The sequence below is a fragment of the Veillonella parvula genome, assembly GCF_018366295.1.
GTDB lineage: Bacteria > Bacillota > Negativicutes > Veillonellales > Veillonellaceae > Veillonella > Veillonella parvula_P.
This window is the reverse complement of sequence record NZ_JAGZIJ010000007.1, coordinates 12,660-37,802: the sequence shown is the minus strand read 5'-3', so window position 1 is coordinate 37,802 and position 25,143 is coordinate 12,660. Positions and strand designations below refer to the sequence as shown.

Annotated in this window: 26 protein-coding genes; 25 read left to right on the top strand and 1 reads right to left on the bottom strand. The window is 36.7% G+C overall.

Annotated elements, in window-relative coordinates; all coding sequences use genetic code 11:
• Positions 1-13: 13 nt before the first annotated feature.
• The 11 genes from KHY58_RS07125 to KHY58_RS07075 all read left to right on the top strand — a co-directional run bounded on the left by KHY58_RS07125 (position 14) and on the right by KHY58_RS07075 (position 8,797).
• Positions 14-1,027 carry an AraC family transcriptional regulator gene (locus KHY58_RS07125; RefSeq protein WP_118091389.1) on the top strand — a complete coding sequence of 338 codons (1,014 nt, stop codon included), beginning with the start codon at positions 14-16 and terminating at the stop codon, positions 1,025-1,027.
• A 10-nt stretch (positions 1,028-1,037) separates the two neighbouring features.
• A complete protein-coding gene (locus KHY58_RS07120; RefSeq protein ID WP_118091388.1) occupies positions 1,038-1,673 on the top strand; it encodes a phosphate propanoyltransferase in 636 nt (211 codons plus the stop codon).
• 11 nt (positions 1,674-1,684) lie between these two features.
• Positions 1,685-3,088 carry an aldehyde dehydrogenase family protein gene (locus KHY58_RS07115; RefSeq protein WP_118091387.1) on the top strand — a complete coding sequence of 468 codons (1,404 nt, stop codon included), beginning with the start codon at positions 1,685-1,687 and terminating at the stop codon, positions 3,086-3,088.
• 11 nt (positions 3,089-3,099) lie between these two features.
• Positions 3,100-3,657, top strand: coding sequence for a BMC domain-containing protein (locus KHY58_RS07110; RefSeq protein ID WP_118091386.1), 558 nt, complete (start codon positions 3,100-3,102; stop codon positions 3,655-3,657).
• Positions 3,658-3,665: 8 nt separating this feature from the next.
• Entirely contained in the window at positions 3,666-3,938 is a 273-nt protein-coding gene (locus tag KHY58_RS07105) for a BMC domain-containing protein (RefSeq protein WP_278472771.1), read from the top strand.
• A 26-nt stretch (positions 3,939-3,964) separates the two neighbouring features.
• Positions 3,965-4,498, top strand: coding sequence for a GlcG/HbpS family heme-binding protein (locus KHY58_RS07100; RefSeq protein ID WP_278472699.1), 534 nt, complete (start codon positions 3,965-3,967; stop codon positions 4,496-4,498).
• Positions 4,499-4,500: 2 nt separating this feature from the next.
• On the top strand, positions 4,501-5,649 hold the full coding sequence (locus KHY58_RS07095; protein ID WP_118091384.1) for a 1-propanol dehydrogenase PduQ: 1,149 nt from the start codon (positions 4,501-4,503) through the stop codon (positions 5,647-5,649).
• A gap of 10 nt (positions 5,650-5,659) precedes the next feature.
• Positions 5,660-6,394, top strand: a complete 735-nt coding sequence (locus KHY58_RS07090) for an MIP/aquaporin family protein (RefSeq protein WP_038123754.1) — start codon at positions 5,660-5,662, stop codon at positions 6,392-6,394.
• Between the two features lie 21 nt (positions 6,395-6,415).
• Entirely contained in the window at positions 6,416-6,760 is a 345-nt protein-coding gene (eutS, locus tag KHY58_RS07085) for an ethanolamine utilization microcompartment protein EutS (protein ID WP_038123752.1), read from the top strand.
• A gap of 2 nt (positions 6,761-6,762) precedes the next feature.
• Positions 6,763-7,278, top strand: a complete 516-nt coding sequence (locus tag KHY58_RS07080) for a EutP/PduV family microcompartment system protein (RefSeq protein WP_118091383.1) — start codon at positions 6,763-6,765, stop codon at positions 7,276-7,278.
• A gap of 325 nt (positions 7,279-7,603) precedes the next feature.
• Positions 7,604-8,797: an MFS transporter gene (locus tag KHY58_RS07075; protein WP_008601510.1), complete on the top strand. Its 1,194-nt coding sequence runs from the start codon at positions 7,604-7,606 to the stop codon at positions 8,795-8,797.
• A 137-nt stretch (positions 8,798-8,934) separates the two neighbouring features.
• Here KHY58_RS07075 and KHY58_RS07070 read toward each other — a convergent pair whose 3' ends face one another.
• A complete protein-coding gene (locus KHY58_RS07070) occupies positions 8,935-9,921 on the bottom strand; it encodes a GMP reductase (RefSeq protein ID WP_278472693.1) in 987 nt (328 codons plus the stop codon).
• Positions 9,922-10,102: 181 nt separating this feature from the next.
• Here KHY58_RS07070 and thiT point away from each other — a divergent pair, with 181 nt between their 5' ends.
• From thiT to KHY58_RS07000, 14 genes are all read left to right on the top strand, one after another.
• Positions 10,103-10,633 carry an energy-coupled thiamine transporter ThiT gene (thiT, locus tag KHY58_RS07065; protein ID WP_039965064.1) on the top strand — a complete coding sequence of 177 codons (531 nt, stop codon included), beginning with the start codon at positions 10,103-10,105 and terminating at the stop codon, positions 10,631-10,633.
• Positions 10,626-11,750 (top strand): molybdopterin-guanine dinucleotide biosynthesis protein MobB, encoded by a 1,125-nt coding sequence (locus KHY58_RS07060; RefSeq protein WP_278472686.1) that lies wholly within the window; start codon positions 10,626-10,628, stop codon positions 11,748-11,750. The genes thiT and KHY58_RS07060 overlap by 8 nt, the downstream gene beginning before the upstream one ends.
• Positions 11,731-12,966 carry a molybdopterin molybdotransferase MoeA gene (locus KHY58_RS07055; protein ID WP_278472684.1) on the top strand — a complete coding sequence of 412 codons (1,236 nt, stop codon included), beginning with the start codon at positions 11,731-11,733 and terminating at the stop codon, positions 12,964-12,966. Before KHY58_RS07060 ends, KHY58_RS07055 begins: the two co-directional genes overlap by 20 nt.
• A gap of 356 nt (positions 12,967-13,322) precedes the next feature.
• Positions 13,323-13,658 carry a cupin domain-containing protein gene (locus tag KHY58_RS07050; RefSeq protein ID WP_128113931.1) on the top strand — a complete coding sequence of 112 codons (336 nt, stop codon included), beginning with the start codon at positions 13,323-13,325 and terminating at the stop codon, positions 13,656-13,658.
• A gap of 70 nt (positions 13,659-13,728) precedes the next feature.
• Positions 13,729-14,796, top strand: coding sequence for a zeta toxin family protein (locus KHY58_RS07045; RefSeq protein ID WP_278472680.1), 1,068 nt, complete (start codon positions 13,729-13,731; stop codon positions 14,794-14,796).
• A 14-nt stretch (positions 14,797-14,810) separates the two neighbouring features.
• Positions 14,811-15,833, top strand: coding sequence for an AraC family transcriptional regulator (locus tag KHY58_RS07040; RefSeq protein WP_278472677.1), 1,023 nt, complete (start codon positions 14,811-14,813; stop codon positions 15,831-15,833).
• 370 nt (positions 15,834-16,203) lie between these two features.
• On the top strand, positions 16,204-16,470 hold the full coding sequence (locus tag KHY58_RS07035; RefSeq protein WP_004698672.1) for a SemiSWEET family transporter: 267 nt from the start codon (positions 16,204-16,206) through the stop codon (positions 16,468-16,470).
• A gap of 192 nt (positions 16,471-16,662) precedes the next feature.
• Positions 16,663-17,691: an AraC family transcriptional regulator gene (locus KHY58_RS07030; RefSeq protein WP_278469948.1), complete on the top strand. Its 1,029-nt coding sequence runs from the start codon at positions 16,663-16,665 to the stop codon at positions 17,689-17,691.
• Between the two features lie 384 nt (positions 17,692-18,075).
• Complete coding sequence (gene ttdA, locus KHY58_RS07025) at positions 18,076-18,978, top strand: L(+)-tartrate dehydratase subunit alpha (RefSeq protein ID WP_215675457.1); 903 nt, start codon at positions 18,076-18,078, stop codon at positions 18,976-18,978.
• A complete protein-coding gene (gene ttdB / locus KHY58_RS07020) occupies positions 18,978-19,589 on the top strand; it encodes a L(+)-tartrate dehydratase subunit beta (RefSeq protein ID WP_215675459.1) in 612 nt (203 codons plus the stop codon). The genes ttdA and ttdB overlap by 1 nt, the downstream gene beginning before the upstream one ends.
• Positions 19,590-19,691: 102 nt before the next feature.
• Positions 19,692-20,960 carry an SLC13 family permease gene (locus KHY58_RS07015; RefSeq protein ID WP_278472675.1) on the top strand — a complete coding sequence of 423 codons (1,269 nt, stop codon included), beginning with the start codon at positions 19,692-19,694 and terminating at the stop codon, positions 20,958-20,960.
• Between the two features lie 276 nt (positions 20,961-21,236).
• Positions 21,237-22,907, top strand: a complete 1,671-nt coding sequence (locus tag KHY58_RS07010; RefSeq protein WP_278472672.1) for a formate--tetrahydrofolate ligase — start codon at positions 21,237-21,239, stop codon at positions 22,905-22,907.
• Positions 22,908-22,936: 29 nt separating this feature from the next.
• On the top strand, positions 22,937-23,554 hold the full coding sequence (locus KHY58_RS07005; RefSeq protein ID WP_205112529.1) for a cyclodeaminase/cyclohydrolase family protein: 618 nt from the start codon (positions 22,937-22,939) through the stop codon (positions 23,552-23,554).
• A gap of 180 nt (positions 23,555-23,734) precedes the next feature.
• Entirely contained in the window at positions 23,735-25,063 is a 1,329-nt protein-coding gene (locus tag KHY58_RS07000) for a nucleobase:cation symporter-2 family protein (protein WP_012864632.1), read from the top strand.
• The last annotated feature ends 80 nt before the right edge of the window (positions 25,064-25,143 follow it).

The window sequence follows — 25,143 nt, the reverse complement described above, 5'->3', positions numbered from 1 at the left end:
AAGGAGCTAAGTTATGATCAAGATTCTTTTGGTGGATACTGATCAATTGCATATGAAAGCCCTACGAAAAAGAATTGCTATGCATATGGATGCAGATGTGGTTTGTATAAGTACATATAAAGAAATATTGGAGTTAGGCAAACATACTGAGTTTACGGTCGCTTATGTTGCAATAGATATATATAACCAAAAAGCAAGTGATATCATTCGATATTTATATTATACATACCCAGAATGTCGTGTAGTGATAATGATTAATAAAAAGATTGAATCAATTGTTGCCATGACGATGAAATATGAGGGGATTGGATACCTTTATAAACCTTTTTCTTGGGAGGATTTTATTAAATGGATTCCAAAGGATAAAGGTATGATAAAGCATAATATATGTGAAGATAGTTCCGTATATTTGGACGAAGTGTATAATGCATTTCTTAAAAGTGATTTTCTTCTAACCTTAGAAAAGATGCATCAGCTATGTGAACATATATATAAAGGCTGTGATAAACATGCATTTATTAATATGCTGTATTCAATTGTTGATGAAATTCAAACGAATTTAGTGGATTATTCAAGCTCTGTTAAAACCGTATTTAATCTTCAACTACCCCATGCATATCTCACAACTAGCTATCCAGAAGGTCTAAATGTATGGATATTTAAAACTGTCGATTTTCTATTTATGGAAATGTATAAAGGAAAACAAGATATTTTATATACAATTCTTTGCTATATACATAATCATATTCAAGAGGATATATCATTAAAAGATATAGTGATTGCTTGTAATGTTAGTCAAGGGTATGTTAGTCGTATATTTAAAAATAAATTGAATATGACTATTATGCAATATATACATAAAAAGAAAATAAATTTGGCTAAAGAATATCTATTAGGTACAGAAAAAAGTGGAACTAATATAGCTAATATTCTAGGATATAGTGATATCAGTTATTTTTGTAAAATTTTTAAAAAATATGAACATAGAACGATCTCTCAATATAGAGAGCAGTTAGTTAATGGATAGATGAATACTTATGAAACAGTCTGAATATATACATCGAGTGACAGAACGAGTGATGACGAGATTAACAGAAATCAATCGCTGTAGTGTTCCGATTGGCGTCTCAAATCGTCATGTTCATGTGTCTAAAGAAGCATATCAAGTATTATTTGGACAGGATAATCTGACTAAAAAAGTAGATTTGAAACAACCTGGTCAATATGCTGCTAATGAAACAGTAACATTGATAGGACCGAAAGGAAGTATTGAAAAAGTACGGATTTTGGGACCATTTAGAGAAGAAACACAAGTGGAGATTTCTCTTACGGATTCATTTGTGTTGGGGGTGTCCGGAGTTATTCGTGAATCAGGAGATTTAAACGGTACGCCAGGCATTACTTTGATGGGTCCAAAAGGTGTGTTCACAATTTCTCAAGGCGTCATTGTTGCTCATAGACATATTCATATGCACCCAAGTGATGCGAGTCGAATGGGTGTATTTGATAAAGAACGAGTATCAGTAACTATTTATGGAGAACGAGAATTGATATTTTCTAATGTAATTGTTCGTGTATCCCCTAAGTTTGCTCTGGAAATGCATATAGATGTAGATGAAGCGAATGCAGGGTATATTAAGAACAATGATGTAGGACTTGTATCGAAAACATAGAGGAGATACACATGAAAGTAGACATGATTGAAAATATAGTAAAACAAGTTGTAAAGGATTTACAACAAGAAGGCATTACCTTAGATGCATCTGCTTATGAGTATGGTGTTTTTGATACTATGGAGGCGGCTATCAATGCTAGTGAAATAGCACAAAGGAAATTATTATCATATTCTTTACAAGAACGTAATGCTTTTGTAGATGCGATTCGCGATACAGTATTACAAAAAGATCATTTAGAAATGATTTCACTAATGGCTGTAGAAGAGACTGGTATTGGTAGATATAGTGATAAATTGATTAAGAATCGAGTGGCTGCAGTGAAAACACCTGGTAAGGAAGTGTTGGAAACAAGAGCCATGACGGGTCATGATGGATTAACGCTTGAAGAGTTTTGTCCATTTGGTGTTATAGGTGCTATTACACCTACTACTAATCCTACAGAAACGATTATTAATAACTCTATATCTATGCTTGTAGGAGGTAATACAGTAGTATTTAGTCCTCATCCAAGAGCTAAAAAAGTATCTACGATTTTGGTGCAAATGATAAATAAGGCTTTAGAAGCTGTAGGAGCACCAAATAATTTAGTGACTATGGTTAGAGAACCATCCATCGAAAATACACAAATTATGATGGAACATCCTAAAGTTCGATTGCTTGTGGCAACTGGTGGACCAGGTATTGTAAAACAAGTACTTTCATCTGGTAAAAAAGCAATTGGCGCAGGTGCTGGGAACCCTCCTGTTGTTGTAGATGAAACCGCACATATAGAACAGGCGGCAAAGGATATTATAAATGGTGCAAGTTTTGATAACAATGTTCCATGTATTGCAGAAAAAGAAGTGTTTGTTGTTGAAGAAGTAGCAGATCAACTAGTGTACTATATGAAGAAAAATGGTGCCTATGAAATAACTGATATGTCTACGCTTGATAGTTTAGTAAAAAAAGTGACTAAAGATGATGGCAAACCAAATCCAGACTACGTAGGTAAACCTGCAAAAGATTTACTTGCATTAGTGGGGATTGCTGTAGATGACAGTATTCATTTGATTATTGCGAGAACATCAGAACATCATCACTTAGTAACAGAGGAAATGATGATGCCAATTTTACCAATTGTATCTGTTCCAAATGTAGATATTGCTATTGAATGTGCACATCGAGCAGAGTTAGGTAATCGTCATACAGCAATCATGCACTCGCAAAACCTTGAAAAATTATCAAAAATGGCGCGTTTATTAGAAACTACAATTTTTGTTAAGAATGCACCATCTTATGCCGGTATTGGTGTAGGCGGTGAAGGACATACAACATTCACAATTGCAGGACCAACAGGTGAAGGAATTACCTGTGCACGCTCATTCTGTCGAATTAGACGCTGCGTATTAAGTGAAGTGTTTAGCTTAAGATAAGAGAGGTTTATATGAATGAATCATTAGGACTATTAGAAGTAAAAGGCTTATTAGGAGCTATTACAATGGCAGATGTGATGGTAAAAGCATCAAATGTACATGTAGTTAATATTGATAGAGCTAATGGTTTTGGTTGGTTTACCATCAAAATAATAGGAGATGTAGGTGCTGTACAATCAGCTATACAAGCTGGCAGTTCAATAGCTAAAGAAATGAATTGTTTTATTGGCTGTAAAGTAATACCACGGGTATCACAAAGTGTAGTTGATGTATTCCTGAAAGATAATCAGGTTAAAGAAACTATAGAACCGCATCAAAATGATGGTACAGTAAGTACTGAGGTTATTGACGTGGATGAAGCTGCTTCAATTTTAGTAGAATCAATCATTGATAAATCAAGCGAATCACTTGATTTAGGAAATACTTTACAAAATGAAGATATTGAGATTAATGAATCAAAAGATGATGCGTCATTAGTTGAAATTACTGAAAATGTAACAGAAGTACAACAACCTAGAAAATCAACTAAATCAGGAAAATCTAAAAAGAAAAGTAATTCTAAAAAATAAGGAGGTTTATTATGAATAATGCATTAGGAATGGTAGAAACAAAAGGATTGGTAGCCGCAATAGAAGCTGCAGATGCAATGGTAAAAGCATCGAATGTAGAATTAACTGGATATGAAAAAATTGGATCTGGATTGGTGACTGTTATGGTTCGTGGTGACGTTGGAGCCGTTAAGGCAGCTGTTGAAGCTGGTGCTGTAGCAGCTGGTAATGTAGGATTAGTTATTTCAACACATGTAATTCCACGTCCACACAATGATATAGAATCATTATTAGCAAAATAAACTAGCCCGTAACAAGGAGGCTAGACATGGATATTTATGATTCTGTCCAAAAAATTATAGAGACTATGGAGAGAACTTCTTTAACTATAAAAAGGGAAAATCGACTCTTTGGAAATCCAGAAATATCACAAAATCATAAACCTATTACTATTGAATCCGTTGTGGATCAAATTGTAAAAGCGTGTGAAACTGAAGCAAATCGTATTGGTGTACCTGTAGTAGTGGCTATTGTAGATGCTAGTGGCTGTTTAGTTTATCAAAGACGAATGGAACAATCTCTTGGCGTTAGTATAGACTTGGCACCCAATAAGGCTTATACGGCCATTGCATTTAGATGTAGTACGGCGAAACTTGGTGAGAGAATACAGCTAGGGAGTTCTCTTTATGGTATAGAAACTATGGTGCAAAGACCAATAGTTTTATTTGGTGGCGGTGAACCATTAATGTGCGGTGATTACTTAATAGGTGGTTTAGGCATTAGTGGTGGTACCGTGGATGAAGATATGCTCATAGTGAAAGCAGGACTACGAGCTTTTCAAGAATGTATAAAAGGAGCGTAATAATGGAATCATGGACCTTTAAAACGCAAATTTTTACAGAAAGTGTTAATCATTCTACAACAGATTCAAAATTAGATGCATTAGAAAGGCTTCGTCAATTAAATGGAGAGCGAATTTTTATCGTTTGTGATCCTTTTTTAGTAGGAACTCCAGCATTACAAACCGTGATTGATATAATAAGTACTGATAATACTTATATTGTATATTCTGATGTAGTTCCTGATCCGCCTATTGACTCTATTATAAAAGGGGTCTCGGTATTAAAAAAAGCGGAATCTACAATACTTATTGTAATTGGCGGTGGATCTGCTATAGATATGGCAAAGGGTATTAATTACTTTTGTAAAACCTTATACCATGTAGGGGTTAGAAAATTTATTGCTATACCAACCACTAGTGGTACTGGATCTGAAGTGACCTCATTTGCTGTTATAACAGATACTAAAACTGGTATTAAATATCCTTTAGTAGATGATAGTTTATTACCAGATGAAGCAATATTAACAACATTTTTTGTAAAATCTGCACCCGAAAAGGTGACTGCCTACAGTGGAATGGACGTATTAGTTCATGCACTCGAGGCTTTGGTAGCTAAGGATGCTAATAATTTCACTGATGCGCTAGCTGAAAAAGCAATAGAATTAGTAGTCAACAATTTGCCAATTTGTGTGACTGATGGAAAAAATGAGAGAGCACGAGCTGCGATGCATGAAGCTTCTTGTATGGCTGGCATTGCATTTAATCAAGCAGGATTAGGTATTACACATGCATTGTCTCATCAACTAGGAGGACAATTTCATGTGCCACATGGGTTAGCTAATGCGATGCTATTACCTTATGTAATTATGTATAATGCAGTAAATTCAAAAATTGCTAAATCAAAATATATTTTAATCGCTCAGAAATTATCTTTAACAGATGTAAATGATGATGAAAGTTCGCAATTATCGGCATTAGTGAAATGTGCACAATCATTAGCGCGTCAAGTGGGGTGTGTCATGACTATGAAAGAATTTGGCATCAATGAAATAGACTATAAAAACGCATTTCCTGTATTAGTTCAACAAGCAATGTCTGATCGTACTTATGCAGGTAATCCATACGAAGCAACAAAAGAAGATTTAACACGTATATTGACATGTATTATATGAGGTAACACATATGGATGCTACACAAGTGTATGTTAGTGAATTTATTGGAACGGCTGTCTTAATGGCATTTGGTAGTAGTTGTAATGCAGGGCTATTATTGAAAAATACGCTTACCAGTGCACTTAAGTCAAATTGGATTGGATTGATGTTTGGTTGGGGTTTTGCAGTCACGTTTGCTGTATATACTGCTGTTGGTTTAGGTGGTGTTGGTCATTTGAATCCAGCTATTACCATAGCGTTTGCAGCGGGCGGATTATTTCCTCCTGAATTAGTAGTGGGGACAGTTATAGCACAACTTTTGGGTGGATTTTTAGGTGCGGTTATTACTATGTTACAGTATTATCCACATTTTAAAATAACAAGTCCAGAAGAGGGAAATAGTGTGTGTATTTTTGCCACTGGCCCAGCTATTGATCATCGTGGATGGAATTTACTATCAGAGATTATTGCAACGTTCTTATTTATCTTCTGTGTGCTTTTGTTAGGACCTATGGCAAATGGCTTAGCACCATTAATTATAGGGTTCTTAGTAGCAAGTATTGGTTTCTCTTTCGGAGGAACTACTGGATTTGCATTGAATCCTGCACGTGATTTTCCATCAAGGATGGCTTACGCCATTTTACCAGTTCCAAATAAAGGATCTGCAAATTTAGGCTATGCGTGGGTTCCAATAGTAGGACCTATCATTGGTGGGTTCTTAGCTGTAGGTGCATTTTTATGGATTAGAGTATTTGCAAATCTGTGATTTGAAGGGAGGCTATATACCGTGATAGACAAGCAACGAATCATACAAGAGTCAGTACCAGGAAAGCAGGTTACATTGGCTCATGTATTAGCTAATCCTAAAAGGGATTTATATAGCAAATTAGGCTTGGATAGTGAGGGGCGCAGTGCAATAGGTATTTTAACTATTACGCCAGGAGAAGCCGCTATTATTGCAGCGGATATGGCCTCTAAAGCTGCTAATGTTCATATTGAATTTATTGATAGATTTTCAGGAGCAGTATTAATCTCAGGTGATGTTTCAAGTGTAGAGGTATCTTTAACAAATGTATTACAAGGCTTTTCTGAACTCTTACAATTTAGTGTAGTATCACTTACAAGGAGTTAACAGTGCAAAACCTAAGAAGCACACTTTGGGTTGGAAGTACCTATTGCCACATTGAAAAAGTGGTAAAAAACATATTGGATTTACCGTATTCTCTGCCACGCCCCATGGCAATTTATCGTAAAGAGAATTGTCTTTTAACTCCAGGCGAGTATATTGAAAATCCATGGTATTTTTCTGCTCTATTAGTTTCATCATACGATGTAGAAGTTGTTGTATTTGTATATCTATTAGGCGAACCTTATAATCCATATCCACCGGCTACAGCCGGTGCATTTAATCGTGATGTAATAGGGGTTTTAATCATTCCAAACTCTGTATCAGATAATCTATGGCACCAAATTGAGGAGGCTCAGCATATTTTAGAATTAGCAGGAGCTATGAATATTTGTATTGTTGTAGATAAAATCGGTGATAATATATGTGAAGAAGTATCTAGTATGTGTGATAAGCGTGGATTTATATATGGTTATGATGCACTAAGAAATATACTAGTAGCCCAAAAAAATAATAATATATGAAGTAAATAATTATATTCAAAATACTGGAAACGTATCTATAATAAATGTTGGAGTGCTATTATAATAATGTCGCTCCAACATTATTTTTTTATAAATCTTAAATTATAACGTGAGATTGAACATTATCCAAATCTACAATTAAGCTTTTTAATTTAATTTTAAATTTACAAAACCCTCTTTACATGTTTTGTAAAGAGGGTTATTATATTTCAAGATTAATACATATGTAATTAAAATGGTTTCCTGGAATGGCGCATATTTTAGCGCTTTGCGGATAAAAAGGACCTTTCTTCGCCGGACGGTTCTAGAAGCCAGAAAGGATGTAATGAACGATCAAGTTTCTATTTCAACAGCAAATATTCGTGGTGCTTTTGGGGCATTTTTTATCCCTGGTATGTACACAGCTTTATGGGCTGGTTTTGTGCCATATTTAAAAGCAAAGCTTAGTATTGGTGAAGATGTATTAGGTTCCATGATTTTGTTGCTCGGTGTAGGTTCTTGTTTATCCATGGCTATAGCAGGTAAGCTTGTAGAAAGCTTTGGGTGTAAGAGAGTCGTTTTGTTAGCTAGCTTTATTGGTATGGTATCTCTTGCCATCGTTACTATGTGTCCTACTATTGCTACAACAACAGTAGCCCTGTTCTTTTTTGGTATTGGTGTAGGCCTTAGTGGTGCTTCTGCTAATTTACAAGCTATCCTAACGGAAAAGGTGAGTAAAAAACATTTGATGGGTGCCTATCACGGTGGCTGGAGCTTAGGTGGTTTTGCTGGTGCCGGTGTTTTACTTGTGCTTTTAAAAATCTTATCTTTTTCTGTTAATGAAAGTATTTGGGGGCTACTCATCGTATTATTTATTGCGATGGTCATAGTTAGCCAATTTATGTTGACCTTTGGTAGTGATCCAAACGCAAAGATTACTAAAAAATCTAAAAGCCCATTGTCCTTCCATCCAATCGCTCTTATTTTTGGTTTATTGTCCTTCGTGTCATACTTGGTAGAAGGTGCTGTAGGGGACTGGAGCGCATTATATTTATTTGAAGATAAAGGGATTGTTATTGAAGAGGCTGTTATGGGTGTAATGCTTTTTAATGGTACTATGTGCATAGGCCGTTTGCTTGGTAATAGATTAGGTAAACACTTAACATCTAAGCAAGTTGTTGTTGGTGGCTACTTACTTGGCTCTATTGCGATGGGGCTTATCGTATTCTTACCAGGACATGCCTCCATGTATACTTACTTATTATTGGGTATTTCATTAGCTATGATAGTACCAAACTTATTCTCTGCGATGGGGGAACAAAATGTCATTCCTATGACACAAGCCGTTGCAACATCCACAATGCTCGGTTATATGGGTATTTTGATGGGGCCTGCCTTGATTGGTTTCATTGCGCACGGTACAAGTCTTACAGTAGCATTTATCGTATTGACTACATTGCTCGTTGTAAGTGCAGGTATTGGTAAATACGCATACCATTTAATGAGTAAAGACTGTGGTCTTAGCGAAGAACAAATTTAATAGCTTATAATTAAGGAGCTACGATTCTCGTATCGTAGCTCCTTTTTCATATTTTTATATTTTATGTATTTCACACATTAAAAAGCCACAGGTCTAGAACCTGTGGCTTTTAGAACTATCATCATATATTGATTAGATTATCGATCGCCATTGAAGATAGAGTTTTTAACAAGTACATAGTCTACTTTGCGAATGGCTTGTAGAGTCGTACCACCAGCGTAAGAGATAGCGGATTGTAAATCTTGTTCCATTTCAGTTAATGTATCGAAGATAGAACCTTTGGAGTCGATGAAGATTTTTTTACCTTCTACATTTTTGCGCTCACCTTTTTGGAACTCAGATGCAGAACCAAAATATTCTTTTACAGCTTTACCGTCAACGATTTTTTCTTCCCCTGGGGATTCTTCATGACCAGCAAATAGGGAGCCAATCATAACCATAGTAGCGCCAAAGCGAATGGATTTTGCGATGTCGCCATGGTCTCGAATACCACCGTCTGCGATGATAGGTTTAGTAGCTGCTTTTGCACACCAGCGAACAGCTGCTAATTGCCAGCCACCAGTGCCGAAGCCAGTTTTTAATTTAGTGATACAAACTTTACCAGGACCGATCCCTACTTTCGTAGCATCAGCACCAGCATTTTCTAGTTCACGAACTGCCTCTGGAGTGCCTACATTACCAGCGATAACAAAGGTTTCAGGTAAGTTCTTTTTTATGTATTGGATCATTTCGATGACTGCATTGGAATGACCATGTGCAATATCAATAGTGATATATTCTGGGGTTAAGTTTGCTTTCTTGAATTCATCAACTAAGGCAAATTCTTCAGCTTTTACGCCGATAGAAATAGATGAATATAAGTTAAGGTCGTGCATGCGTTTTACAAAATCCATACGACGTTCTGGTTGGAAACGATGCATGATATAGAAATACCCTTCACGAGCTAATTTTTCAGCCAACTCTTCGTCGATGATAGTTTGCATATTAGCAGGTACTACTGGCAAGCGGAATGTGCGTTTACCTAATTTTACATGTGTATCACATTCGCTACGACTGGAGACAATACATTTATTAGGAATCAATTGCACGTCTTCATAATCAAAGATGTTAGTTGTATTAATCATAGTTTCTATATCTCCTTCGAGTATTACATATTGAACCTGTACCATTATACAAGAGACTCATAAAATTTTCAATACGTTCCGAATATTTTGTTTGGTGTAAGGGAGAAACTGTAGTACAATACAAGTAGATTGTATAAATAATATTTTCATTTATATATATGGTAAAAGGAGGTTGATTAATGTGGAACAGTCTAAAATCCGTATGCTTGCTGAAGCTGGCGTAGCAATTGCCATTGCTCAAGTGTTGTCATTTATTACGATTTTCCATATGCCACAGGGGGGCTCTATTAAGGCGGCAGCATTGGTACCACTCATGATTTATGCGTATCGTTGGGGCGGAACACGAGGTATCTTCGCAGGTGTTGTATATGGTATATTACACTTTATTTTAGGCTTTAAATCATCTGTTCATTATTTAAGTATTATATTAGACTACCTGGTTGCCTACGGTGCTATTGGCGTTTGTGGTTACTTTAAAGATTCTCTTTCTGGTCTTATCACTGGATCCATCGTAGGTATTGTATTGCGTTGGGGAGCATCTGTTACGAGCGGTGCCGTAGTTTTTGCTAGCTATGCTCCGCAAGGGCAGAATCCTTGGGTTTATTCCATGATTTATAATGCATCCTATATGGTGCCAGATGGCCTTTTAAATATTGCAGTTTTACTATTCATCTACCAAGGTGTCAAACGAGGTTTACAACGTCGTGGATAAATTAGGTTTAATTATTTTGGCTGGAGGACTCAGTACTAGAATGGGGCAACCTAAAGCTTTGTTGCCTTGGATTAATGGTGAAAGTCTTATATCTCATGCACTTCGTAAGGGATTAGATGCAGATGTTCAAGATATTCTTATCTCTATCGGTGATGACGAGCAATTAGGACTTGCTATCCAGACTCATATTATAGATACGTTATCGAACGATGAGAAAAATAAGGTTTCTATTGTTCGGGATTCTGTTGGGCGATGCGGACCTTTAGGGGGGCTGTATAGTACTCTAGCTGTTGGTACTAGTTCTGCTTATGCGGTAATGGCAGTAGATATGCCATTCATGGAAATGGATTTGTATTATGATTGGCTCTATCAAGTAGATCATAATGATTGGAATGCCATTGTCCCATATAGTGAAAGTGGTAAGTCTGAGCCGATGGCGGGTATTTATAGGCCATATATTGCGTCCTTAATTCAATCTATTCTTGTTGGCGAAAATGTATCGTTGCATCATGCCCTCGATATTATTGGTCATGTAGAATCTATTGATGCTACTGATTTTAGTTGGGAGCTAAGCAATATTAATCGATTTGAAGACTATCAATGGGCGCGAGCTTTAGCAGAAAATGAATTCCGCCGTGTACCTTTAATTAGTGTGGTCGCATCGAAACGTAAAACAGGTAAGACTACTGTTGTAACGCGCCTTGTGTGTGAGTTACAAAATATCGGTTTATCGGTTGGTGTAGTAAAAAGCGATAAGCATGGCTTTCAGATGGATCATGAAGGAACAGATACAGACCTTGCCTATAAAGCTGGAGCTGATGCGGTTGCAATTGCAGGGCCTACTGAAACAGCGATTCGTATACGTACGAAAGAACAATCCAACTTGTATGAAATATCACAGTTTATGCCTGTAGATATAGTTATACTAGAAACGAGATCCCAAGGGATTGCCCCAATTATAGAGGTTACTCAAGAGGGATATACGGAAGAGCTGATCTCGGACCCAATGGACCGAGTGGCGACGATAGAAATTGGCAAATTGGATCAAGACGTACCTGAATTGGTACGCCACATACAGGAAATGATGAGGAGTTTAAATGGCCGTCGTTACTGTTGAGAAGGCTCTCCAATTATGGGATGAGGCCTTACAAACGCAAGTTCATAAAGTTGAAACGATTGCAGTTAAGGCTGCGAAGGGATACGTACTAGCAGAGGATATTATTGCGCCAACGGATGTACCTGCTTTTTCAAAATCTGCAATGGATGGGTATGCCATCGCCTATGAAGAAGGTCGTAATGAATATATCGTTGACGGCATCATTGGAGCCGGTGTTGTATGGAAACAGCCTGTAAAACCTGGCCATGCAGTACGGATTATGACTGGTGCACCGGTACCAGATACATGTGATACCGTTATCATGCAGGAGCAAGTAGTCGGCACAGGTGAACCGCACACATCGATTACAATTCAAGGTAAATATCGTTGTGGTGATCATATTATTCCACAAGGGGAGGAGTGTAATGCCGGTACTATTGTGATTCCGCACGGTACAGAGGTAACATCTACAGTACAAACCATTTTGACGGGACTTGGCATTATTGAGATCTCTGTTAATGCCATGCCTCGTGTATTAGTTCTTACCTCTGGTCATGAGGTTATTGAACCTGGTGAAAGCTTAACGCCTGGTAAAATTTACAACTCCAATCGAGCTATGATTTGTGGACTCTTAGAGGACTTAGGTTTTCACAAGATAACACATTATCATGTAAGTGATGCTCCAGAGGCGTTAGACTCTGAAATCAATCATGTTTTAAAACTTAGTGAAGAAGCAGATGTTATAATTAGTTCTGGTGGTGTATCGGTAGGTCTTTTTGATACGATGCCTCTTATTTATGAAAAATTGGGGGCAGAATCTATCTATGCCCGTATTCAAATGCGACCGGGTGCAGCAGCCTATGGTGCGGTTACCCCGAAAGGTCAGATTATCTTTGGCTTGTCCGGTAATCCAGGGGCTGCTTTCAATGGATGGCATTTAATCGTAGCGCCTACCTTGAAGCGTTATAAAGGGTTGGCTAATTGGACGACTCCAGTGGTGGCTTGCGTAATGGATACAGAAATCTTCAAACGTAATGTTTTTGATCGCTATGTACAAGGAAAAGTGGTGTTCGGCGGTGGTGTGCCACGGTTTGTGGCTAACCGTCATTTTAATAGTAGTAGCATGTTAGGGCTATATACTGTGAATGCGTTGGCATGTATTCCACGAGGAACTCATGAAGTACATCCTGGTGATACATTTAATGTGTATCTATTAGGCTTGCTGCCTGCAGTTTAGACCCTTTTGATTTTTAGACTCTTACTCTAAGGCATTAGATTTTTTAGAGTTATAGCGTTTTAGAGTTTTAGATACAAATATACTAGTTAAAAAACTATAATATTTATGGCTAACCATAATGTAAAAAAGACGAGGTTTCTTAGGAGGCCTCGTCTTTGCGTTTATTCAAAACATTTCGTTTATCAAAAAATAATTTTAATTTTGTTACCAAAGATACTGAAATTAAATCTCAATTAAATTATAATAAAATTAAGGGAAGGATATTTTTTAGTTATATCAATTGGTTTTGATAAAATTGTTTTAATCTACTTTTTATTTACTTTTACTATTATATAGCTATATAAGGAGTGATTTCTATGAGTAAGACTTTCACAAAAAATATCCCGGTAAACGAAATTTTGCATTTAGGTGAGCACCTAGAGTATAAAGAGGGGCAAGTGATTAGTATTACAATTGCTCAAAATGAGCGACTCAGCATTACACTATTTGCGCTGCCTAAGGGGGAAGAAATCTCTACGCATGTAACAGTAGGCGATGCGATTGTGCAAATCCTCGATGGAGAAGCGCATATCGTTGTTGGTGATACGGAGCATAATGTGAAGACTGGTGAAACCTTGATTATGCCATCGGAAGTGCCTCATAGCCTCGATGCAAGAGAAAGCTTCAAGATGCTGTTGACCGTAGTTAAATAAATATATCATAATAAATGCATCCCTTAGATCAATAAGGGGTGCATTTTATATGTATTGAGAGAGGCTATTTATGAATATAGTTGAACAATATAATTTAACATTGAAAATTGAAGTTATAAAAGAGCAAAGCTCAGAAAGACTATCGCGCTTATGTAAATTAGTAGAGGAAAGTAGTGCTAGTAACTGTGTAGAGTTATTAAAAGCATTTTCTCATATTGTAAATACAGAGCTATATATGGTTACATCTATTGATGAATTAGAATCCTTAAAAACAGGTATGACAGAGCTTGAAAATAAAATTAAAGAATCATTAATTCGAGCTTTTCATAGTATTAGTGATTCTAAAAAATTTAATGAGAAGAGTGACTTACAAGATATTGATTTATATAGTTCTGAGGATTTTAATAAGGTCCTAGAGCGTTCTATTGAGTTATTAACTTTTAACAAAAACATATCTAGTATGCCTCATGCGGTCATTTTAGGTGGTCAAAGTGGGGCTGGGAAAACTACCATTCATCGTGCGAAAATGATAGAGTCCAAAGGGGACTATATTATCATTGATGGAGATACTTATCGTGCTCAGCATCCACACTTTAGAGCACTACAGGAGAAATATGGTGTTGATAGTGTAGATTACACAAAAGTATTTGCTGGTAAGATGGTAGAGGCCATAATTGATAGATTAAGCTCTTTACAATACAATTTAATTATTGAAGGTACATTGCGTTCAGCTGCAGTGCCAATAAAAACAGCTATATTATTAAAGTCTAAAGGTTATACTGTCGACTTTTGTTTGATTGCTACCAAGCCAGAGCTATCTTACTTGACAACACAATTACGATATTTAGAAATGCTAGTAGTGGATCCTTTACAAGCTAGAGCCACACCTAAAGATCATCATGATGGGATTGTTAAATCTTTGGTATCTAATATTAATGAACTTGAACAGAGTGGCTTGTTTGAAAGTGTTCAAGTTTATAAACGGAATTTAGTACAAGTGTATAATTCCAAACAATGTACCGAACCAGTTGGCACTATTGTAGAGAACGTGTTATTTGGTACTTGGACACAGGATGAAACTGATTTGTTAAATGTAGGTAAAGCACAAGAACTGGCGTTAAGAGCGAAATTACCTTAGGGAGCAAAAGTGTAATGGACTATTTTGACTATTCATATAAACATAAATATATAGAGTTTAGCAGTAACATATATAGGGTTAGTACATATCATTACAACTGGCATGCAGAAACAGAGATTTTTATCTTGTTAAAAGGTAGTGTTGAGATGAGTTGCAATGGTGAGGTTTTTACGTTGAAACCTCTTGATGTCGTGATTATCTCTCCTCAAGTGGGGCATGCAACATTAGCCCTCGAAGAGGATGCTATAGCCTTTGTTATTCATGTAGGTAACGAGTTCTATCAACAGTATGATCCGGATTTTGGATCGTACCAATTTGTTTTGCGTTCAGATGATAGTACGCGTCATAACGAATTCTTTACAACCTTACGCCATCATGCTGCTATGACGATGTTGTTGATGACTAAAGGTGAAAGCCCAGTACATCGAATGTGGATAGAACACCATTACTTAGCTTTGGCCGGTGATGTATTTAGAGAATTTAATCCTATAAAAAAGGTTTATGGAAATGCTAGACCTGGCGATATAAAACCGGCATCTTTTGATAAAATGATTGCCTATATTGATGAGCATTATGAGCAGAAAATAGAGTTAGAAGATATTGCTAAAATTGGAGGCTATAATATTGCCTATACATCGCAGTTTTTTAAACGGCAAATGGGGATTTCATTTGTTGAGTATGTCTTGAGGTTAAGAATCCGTGACGCTACTGTTCGCTTAGCTAGTACGGATGAGGCTGTCGCAAGAATTGCAAGCGATTGTGGATTTGCAGATGTGAAAGCCTTTAATGTGGCTTTTAAAAAACACTTTAATATGACCCCCACAGAATATCGTAAGCAAGTCAAAAGCATTGGGCGTAAAACCGTCTTACAAGATTGGAAAGAAATTATTTCTGTAGACAATCAAGATGTTCTTGATGTATTGCATTCATTCTTGTCGTATGAAGATGATTCCCGAGCTAAGAGCGAATTGGAATTTATGAGCAAAAAATTGGAATCTTTGAAAGAAAAGTTAGCCGATGTAGTAAAGGATTTATAATTGGGTTTTATGATAACTATATTTTTATTGTGACTATATTCTTATGATAAGAGTTTGGGAAGCAAATTATTTTGATGAATTTATGACACATATAGAAAGATTAGAATTGGGTAAATTTCTATATCAAGAAACCCTATAAAGTTATTGAAAAAGCACTACTGTTGATAAGTAGTGCTTTTTTATATGTGCTTTCTAGGTGGATTTATATATAAATTCACCCTGAAAATACAATAAATCGAGAGAAATCTATTTTTTCCGTTGATTTTACTATAAAAATTACCTTTTAATTTGGATAGTTATATTCACTAAACTGAGTAGAATATATTTCATCAGGAGTAAAAAATTAGTAAATTATAATTTTGGAGGATATATGAATCAAGTAAAATTTATGGAAAACGTAGGTAAAGTTGCAACTGTTACTGCTGTAGCTATGTATGTATCTTACTTCCCACAAATCATGCATAACCTAGCTCATCCAGGTACTGGCGATTGGATTCAACCACTTGTAGCTGCAATCAACTGTACATTATGGGTAGCGTATGGTTTGTTTAAAGAACATAGAGATATTCCAGTAGCATTAGCCAATGCACCAGGTATCTTCTTTGGCTTAGCAGCAGCTATTACAGCGGTTATGTAATTTTAAGAATAGATATATAATGCTATAGAAACATAAAACTATAAATTATTGACATGTAAAATAAGATTACTGTTGACCGTTGCTAATTATATATATCATAATGAATGCATCCCTTTGATTAATAAGGGGTGCATTTTTTATGTAAATAATTGAGAGGTATTTGTTTGATTTTATGAGGGGTGTTACGTTGTCATGGATTACTTTCACTATACCTATAAACACAATCATATAGATTTCAATAGTGATATATATAAGGTTAGTACATATCATTACAACTGGCATAGTGGTGTAGAAATCTTGATTTTGTTAAAAGGCAGAATCGATATGAGTTGTAATAGTGAGGTTTTTACAATGGAGCCTCTTGATACAATTATTATTTCTCCTCAAGTAGGTCATGCTACGTTGGCGTTGGAAGAAGATACGACAGCTCTTGTTATTCATGTCGGAAAGGATTTCTTTCAGCAGTTTGATCCTAACTTTGGAATGTATCAATTTGTATTACGTTCTGATGAAAGTAATCGGTACAACTCTTTCTTTACCACATTGCGTCATCATGCGGCTATGATGATGTTATTGATGGTGAATGGTGAAAGTCCTACTAATCGATTAGATGTGGAGTATCATTATTTATCTTTAGTTAGCGATATATATAAAGAAATTAATAAGGTTAAATCTATTCATGTACATACAAAGCCTGTCGATATAACAGTAGCCACCTTCGATAAAATGATTGCTTATATAGATGAGAATTATCAGCAAAAAATTGAATTAGAAAATCTTGCAAAAATAGGTGGCTATAATGTGAACTATACATCACAATTTTTTAAACGCCAATTAGGTGTCTCCTTCCTTGAATATGTATTACGATTAAGATTGAGGGAGGCTACAGTTCGTTTAGTTAATTCTAATGATGCAGTTGCACATATTGCAAGTAGCTGTGGTTTTGCGGATATTAAAGCTTTTAATGTAGCTTTTAAAAAACATTTCCATACCACGCCATCTGAATATCGTAAGCAAGCAAACGAAATAGGACGTAAAACAAAATTACATGATTGGAAGGAAATTATATCAACACAAGAACATGATATTATAGAGATACTACAATCTTGTTTACCATATCAAGATGATTCTACTAATAAGATTAGATTAGAAGTGGCTAATCAAAAGTTAAATGACGTTAGAGAACAACTTGAGATGGTTGTAAAAAAATTACAAGATTAACTGGTATTGTTATATACCATTGTAACTGATTATAGTTGCATATTTTTGAGATTAAATTTGAGCGGATATACAATCATTAGGTTTAGGTGATTTTGTATATTTGTTAATCCTATTAAAATATATGGTGAAAGAGCACTACGATCCGATGGTAGTGCTCTTTTTTTGTACAATCATATAGGTGAAATTGTATTTTTTTAATGGGTTAAAAGAGAATAATTAAGGAAATTTTGTATGTGTTTAACAGACTTTTACCATTGAAAATGAACTTGTAAATTGGATAGTTATATCCTAAAAAAAGAGTACAATGAAATCATCGAAAGGAGCTAAGGTTTCGAAACATAAATAATCACGTCTTAAATAATGAAGTCCATTTGGAGGTTTACGATGAGTACGAAGGAACAACAAGTACAAGAAATGACTGATAAGATAGCTAATTTCATTTCTTATATGGCAAAGGTATTGCCTGATGATGTACAAGAAAAGATTCATGAATTAGCACAGGATGAAAAAAATCCTATGGCCAAATCTATTTATGAAACAATGCAACATAATATGGATTTAGCAGCTCAGCTTAATCGTCCTTCTTGTCAAGATACAGGTGTCTTACAATTTTGGGTAAAGGTTGGATCTAATTATCCCTTAATAGGCGAATTAGAAGATATTCTAAGGGAAGCAACTTATAAGGCTACACAAGAGGCTCCATTACGATTGAACTGTGTAGAAACTTTTGATGAGTTTAATACTGGTAAAAATATTGGCCTCACTGCACCTTATATTCACTGGGATATCATTCCTGGTCGCGATGATGTAGAAATCTTCCCTTATATGGCTGGTGGCGGGTGTTCCTTGCCAGGGTCAGGTAAAACATTGATGCCAGGCGAAGGCTATGAAGGTGTTGCTAAGTTTGTTCTTGATTTGATGACAAGCTATGGATTGAATGCGTGTCCTCCACTATTGGTAGGTGTAGGGATTGCTACAACTATTGATACCGCTGCTGGATTATCTAAAAAAGCATTAATGCGCCCTGTATCTTCAAAAGCACCTAATGAAAAAGCGGCTTATATGGAACAATTGTTAGAAGATGGAATTAATAAGATTGGTATTGGGCCTCAAGGTATGGGTGGGGATAAAACTGTACTAGGTGTGAATATTGAACATGGTACACGTCATCCATCTGTTATTTCTTGTGCTGTTAGTGTAGGTTGTTGGAATCATCGCCGCGGCGATCTCGTATTTGACAAGGATGGTAATTGCACAGTTAAATCTCATAAAGGAGTGACATTATAATGGCTAAGAAAATATTAACTACACCAATTCAAAAATCTGATTTAGAAGGCATTAAGCCAGGTGATGTGATTTATTTGACTGGGCATATTACAACCTGTCGTGATATGGGGCATCGTCGTGTGGTAGAAGAAGGTAAAACGTTACCGGTTGATGTTAAAGATGGGGCTATACTTCATGCAGGTCCAATTATTCGTACTATAAGCGATAATGAATTTGAAGTTGTATCTGTAGGACCTACTACATCTATGAGGATGGAAAAATTCGAATATGAATTTGTTAAAAAGACAGGTGTACGTCTCATTGTAGGTAAAGGTGGCATGGGGCCTGAAACAGCACGTGCCTGCAAAGACTTTGGTGCACTACACTGTGTATTCCCTGCAGGTAATGCCGTACTTGCTGCTACAGAAGTCGAAAAAGTAGAATCTGCTAATTGGCGTGAATTAGGTATGTGTGAGACTTTGTGGACTTTTAAGGTTAAAGAATTTGGTCCGCTCATCGTATCTATTGATGCAGACGGTAATAACTACTTTGAAAATAAAAAAGTAGAATACAATGCGAAGAAAGAAGAAGTGTTAGAAGCGATTTATAAACACGTAAACTTCATTAAATAATCTCATTGTGAGCTTAACTTAATAGGGGGATTATACGGATTTTGTACAATCCTCCTTTTTTGTACCCTTTTTTAGGTATATTACACGTATTGGGAGGTATATATGGATACGAGTGTAATGATAACTCTTGGCTTCTTGATATTTGCCATCGTCATGTTTGCGTGGGAGAAAATCCCTTTGTCTATTACCGCTATGGTTGTAGCGGTAGGCCTACACTTAAGTGGGGTATTATCCGCTAGAGAAGCATTCGCAGGTTTTGTGGATCCAAACGTCTTACTATTTATGGGCATGTTTGTTATTGGTGAAGCTTTTTTGGCAACAGGTGTCGCAGTAGGTGTAGGTAATGTAGTTCATAAGTTTGCTAAAACTGAAACCTCTTTGCTTGTTGCTGTTATGATGATTACAGGTATTTTATCTGGTTTCTTATCTAATACTGGTACAGCTGCTGTACTGATTCCTGTAATTATCGGTATTTGTAAAAAGAGTGGTTTTAAACAAACTAAGTTATTGATGCCTCTCGTATTTGCGGCAGCCATGGGTGGTAATATCTCACTTATCGGTGCTCCTGGTAACATGATTGCTCAAGCAGGATTACAACAAGCAGGCTTAGGTTCTTTTAATTTCTTTGATTATGGTTTAGTAGGTTTACCAATCCTTATCGTAGGTACTATATTCTATGCTACAATTGGTAAACGTTTCTTACCAGACGCTCCAAGTCATCAACCAGATGGCGCTTTTGAAGGTAATGATGATTATAGTCATGTGCCATCTTGGAAGAAATGGACTGCTGCGATTATATTGATTCTGACAGTCGTTGCTATGATTTTTGAAAAACAATTAGGTGTAAAACTTTATGTAAGTGCTTGGATAGGTGCGCTTGTTTTAGTAGCTACTAATGTTATTAGCGAAACGGCAGCTGTTAAATCTATCGACATGAAAACAATTATGCTATTTGCTGGTTCTATGGCTCTCGGTGATGCAATGGTAAAAACTGGTACTGGTAGTGTAATTACTGACATTATCGTTAATAGTCTTGGAGCAAGCCCATCTCCAATCGTTGTGTTAGTAGTAATTTTTGTGCTTGGTGTGTTTATGACAAACTTTATGTCTAATACAGCTACTTGTGCGTTATTAGTTCCAATCGGTCTTAGCTTAGCATCTCAGCTTGGATTTGATCCTAAAGCAGTACTTGCAGCTATCGTAATTGCTAGCTCTTTGGCATATGCTACACCAATTGGTATGCCTGCTAATACTATGGTATACAATATAGCTGGTTATAGCTTCATGGATTATGTGAAAGCTGGGGTACCACTTATCATTGTATCTAGTATAGTGGCATTTATATTGTTGCCAATTCTATTCCCGTTCTAATAAGATAAGTATTTGGTATATATTGAAAGCCCTGATGTATATTTACGTCAGGGCCTTTTCTTGCTTACCTGCATATATTGTGCTTGTTTTGTTATATATTAGATAGATTACTAAATTTGTTAGACATAAGTATTAGACATTAGAGAAACTTTCACATATAATAGAGTAATGTAAGTGTACAAATATACATTCACAGTAGACATATATTACAAAACGTATACGTCTATCTAATAGTTGTTATATAGGTTTATGTGGCCATGGTGCCGAGGAGGCTTTATGTTAAGCGATATTGAGATTGCCCAACAGAATAGAATGGAGAAGATTCAGGTTATTGCTGATAAATGTGGTTTAACACCTGATGATATTGAACAATATGGTCATTATAAAGCGAAAATTTCTTTTGATGCCATTCGCCGTTTAGAATCCAAGCCAGATGGTAAGTTGGTGCTAGTCACAGCGATTACGCCAACACCAGCTGGGGAAGGTAAGTCTACAACGAGCATTGGTCTCGTACAAGGCTTACAAAAAATTGGTAAAAATGCTATCGCTACATTACGTGAGCCATCCTTAGGACCTGTTTTTGGGATTAAAGGTGGAGCAGCAGGTGGTGGTTATGCTCAAGTTGTACCTATGGATGACATCAATCTTCACTTTACAGGTGATATGCATGCTATTACAGCGGCTAATAATTTATTATCCGCTATGATCGATAATCACATCCATCAAGGCAATGAATTGCAAATTGACTTGCGTCAATTATCATGGACTCGTGTTCTAGATATGAATGACCGTGCTCTTCGCAATGTGACAGTTGCACTCGGTGGTAAAGTATGTGGGTTCCCTAGAGAAGATCACTTCATGATTACTGTAGCTTCTGAAATCATGGCTATTCTTTGCCTCGCTAAGGATTTAGAAGATTTGAAAGCACGGTTTGGCCGCATTGTTATCGGTTGTAACTTAGCAGGTGATCCTGTTTATGTTCATCAACTTGGTTGCCAAGGGGCAATGGCGCTTCTCATGAAAGATGCTATCAAGCCAAATCTCGTACAAACATTGGAACATACACCAGCTATTGTTCACGGTGGTCCCTTTGCAAATATCGCTCATGGTTGTAACTCCATTGTAGCTACAAAACTAGGACTTAAGCTTGGTGATATCGTAGTTACTGAAGCCGGCTTTGGCGCTGACTTGGGTGCTGAAAAATTCCTTGATATTAAATGCCGATACGGCGATATTTTCCCTGATGCAATCGTTATCGTAGCTACATTACGAGCTCTTAAAATGCATGGTGGTGTACCAAAACAAGAGTTGAATACAGAAAATGTTGAAGCCGTAACTAAAGGTTTCAGCAACTTACAAAAAGCAATTGAAAACATGCGTTATTTCAATGTGCCTGTATTAGTGGCAATCAATAAATTTGCTAGCGATACAGATGCAGAAATTGCTGAGTTGACTCGCCTATGTGATGAGTTTGGCGTGCCTGTAGAGCTTAATGAATGTTGGGAAAAGGGCGGCGAAGGCGGCACTGATATGGCGAAAAAAGTTGTAGAGTTACTTGAAGGCCCTAAGGCAACACCTAAATTCGTATATGAGTTAGAAGATAGTTTAGAGGACAAAGTTAATAAAATCGTTAAAACTATTTATGGTGGCGATGGTGTTATCTTTACGGACAAAGCCAAAAAGCAAATTAAACAATTAGCAGATTGGGGACTTGATCGTTTGCCTGTATGTATGGCGAAAACGCAATACTCCTTATCCGATAATCCAGCTCTTTTAGGCGCACCAACTGGCTTTACAATTACTGTATCCGATATTCGTGTTGCTAATGGGGCAGGCTTTATCGTGTGTCGTACAGGTGACGTAATGGTTATGCCGGGCCTTCCTAAACGTCCTGCTGCTCTTAATATGGATATCGAAGCAGACGGCACAATTAAAGGCTTGTTCTAATAGAAAGTATTTTTACATGAGGCTATGTTATGAAATTAGTAGAACAACGAGTAATAGATTTTGTGGCTGCTACTGCCTCTAAAGAGCCAACGCCAGGTGGTGGTGCTATTGCGGCATTGACTGCCGCAACGGGGGCGGCTTTAGCAGAAATGGTAGCCAACCTAACAGTTGGTAAAAAGGGCTATGAAGCGGTTCAGCCTGAAATGGAGGAGCTTCAAGCTAAAGCAGAAGCGATTCGCAAGCGCATGCTCGAATTATCTCAAGCTGATGCAGATGTATTTAATATCTTTATGAACGCCTTAGGATTGCCAAAGAATACAGATGAAGAAAAGGCTGCGCGTACAGCTGCTATTCAACAAGCATACAAAGATGCGGCTATGGTACCTTTTGAAATTGGAGAATTAGCGAATCAAATATTTGATTTAGCAGAATTAGCCTCTCGTAAGGGGAATCAAAACCTTATTACAGATGGTATTATTGCTGCCATTAATGCGCGTGCTGCGGTGAAATCGGCTTTTTTGAATGTGCGTATTAATTTATCTGGTATTAAAGATGAAAGTTTTGTAGCAGAACTAACATCTAAGATGTATGCCATTGAAAAAGATCTTGATGTTAAAGAGTCGTCTATCATAGGGTTATATGAATAATAAGAGATTATAATATAAATCCAATAATATAACCGAGCAAACTATAAAAGTTCGGGAAATAATATAAAGAGAGCCTATTAATACATATAAAATAATAGACTCTCTTTTTTGTATTGTTAAAATCCGAACGATAGTGTAAAATAAACGGGTGATATTTCGAGATTTTATGTAGGAGACATTATGACAGATCAAAAACAAATGAATACGGTCGATAGCATGCTGCCCATACCACAGCTCTTTGCCTTTGGTTTACAGCATGTACTTGCTATGTATGCTGGAGCTGTTGCGGTACCGATTATTGTGGCACAGGCGATGAATTTACCGGTGGAGGACTTGATTCGACTTATTACAGCAGACTTGTTTACCTGCGGCATTGCGACCTTAATTCAAACATTAGGCTTCGGTAATATAGGTGGGCGTATCCCTATGATCCAAGGTGTTACCTTTGCATCTGTCGGACCTATGACTATGATTGGGGCACAGCATGGTATGACTGCCATTTACGGTGCCATTATTGTAGCAGGTCTATTTACTTTTATAGTAGCTCCATTCTTTAGCCGTCTAATTCGACTGTTCCCCCCTGTTGTAACGGGAACCATAATTACTCTTATTGGGATTAACTTAATGCCAGTTGCCATTAATTGGATGGGGGGCGGCGTAGGAAATCCAGAATTTGGAAGCTATACAAACATAGGACTTGGGTTTCTTACGTTCTTAATTGTTGTATTTGTATACAAGTTTGCTAAAGGTTTCTTAAGTAATCTTTCTGTATTAATAGGCTTGATCGCAGGCACAGCAATTGCCTTTGCAATGGGGGTTGCTAATTTTGATGAAGTTGGTCGATCTCAATGGGTTGCTTTCATTGAACCATTCTATTTTGGTTTGCCAACCTTTGACTGGGCTTCTGTACTATCTATGATTATCGTCATGCTCGTTGTCATGGTAGAGACGACAGGTGATAGTATTGCTATTGGTGAAATTGTGGATAAGCCAATAGGTCGAAAAGAATTGGCTTCTGTTATTCGTGCCGATGGTATTTCTACTTTAATAGGGGGAATTCTTAATAGTTTCCCATATACAGCCTTTGCTCAAAATGTAGGACTTATTGCGGTTACAGGTGTTAAAAGTCGCTTTGTAGTAGCTGCATCTGGAGTAATCTTAATTTTGTTAGGTTTATTCCCTAAATTAGCCGCTATTGTTGCTAGTATACCAAATGCAGTACTCGGTGGTGCTGGCATTGCTATGTTTGGCATGATTGTTGCTAGCGGTATTCGCTCTCTTGGCAAGGTTAGCTTTGATGGTAATCATAACTTGATGCTTGTGGCGATTAGTATTGGTGTGGCTATGATCCCTATTGCGGCGCCGAACTTTTATGCTAATTTCCCTGATTGGGCACAAATTATATTAAAATCTGGCATTACCTTTGGTAGTATTACGGCAATCTTGCTTAACTTATTACTCAATGGTGTTAATCATGGCGATGAAATTCAAGAAATGGGTCGTCGCTAAATAATACATACGAGAACTCTATTCCTATAGAATAGAGTTCTTTTTAGTGATTAAATTCACAGGGAAAATGTATGAATACT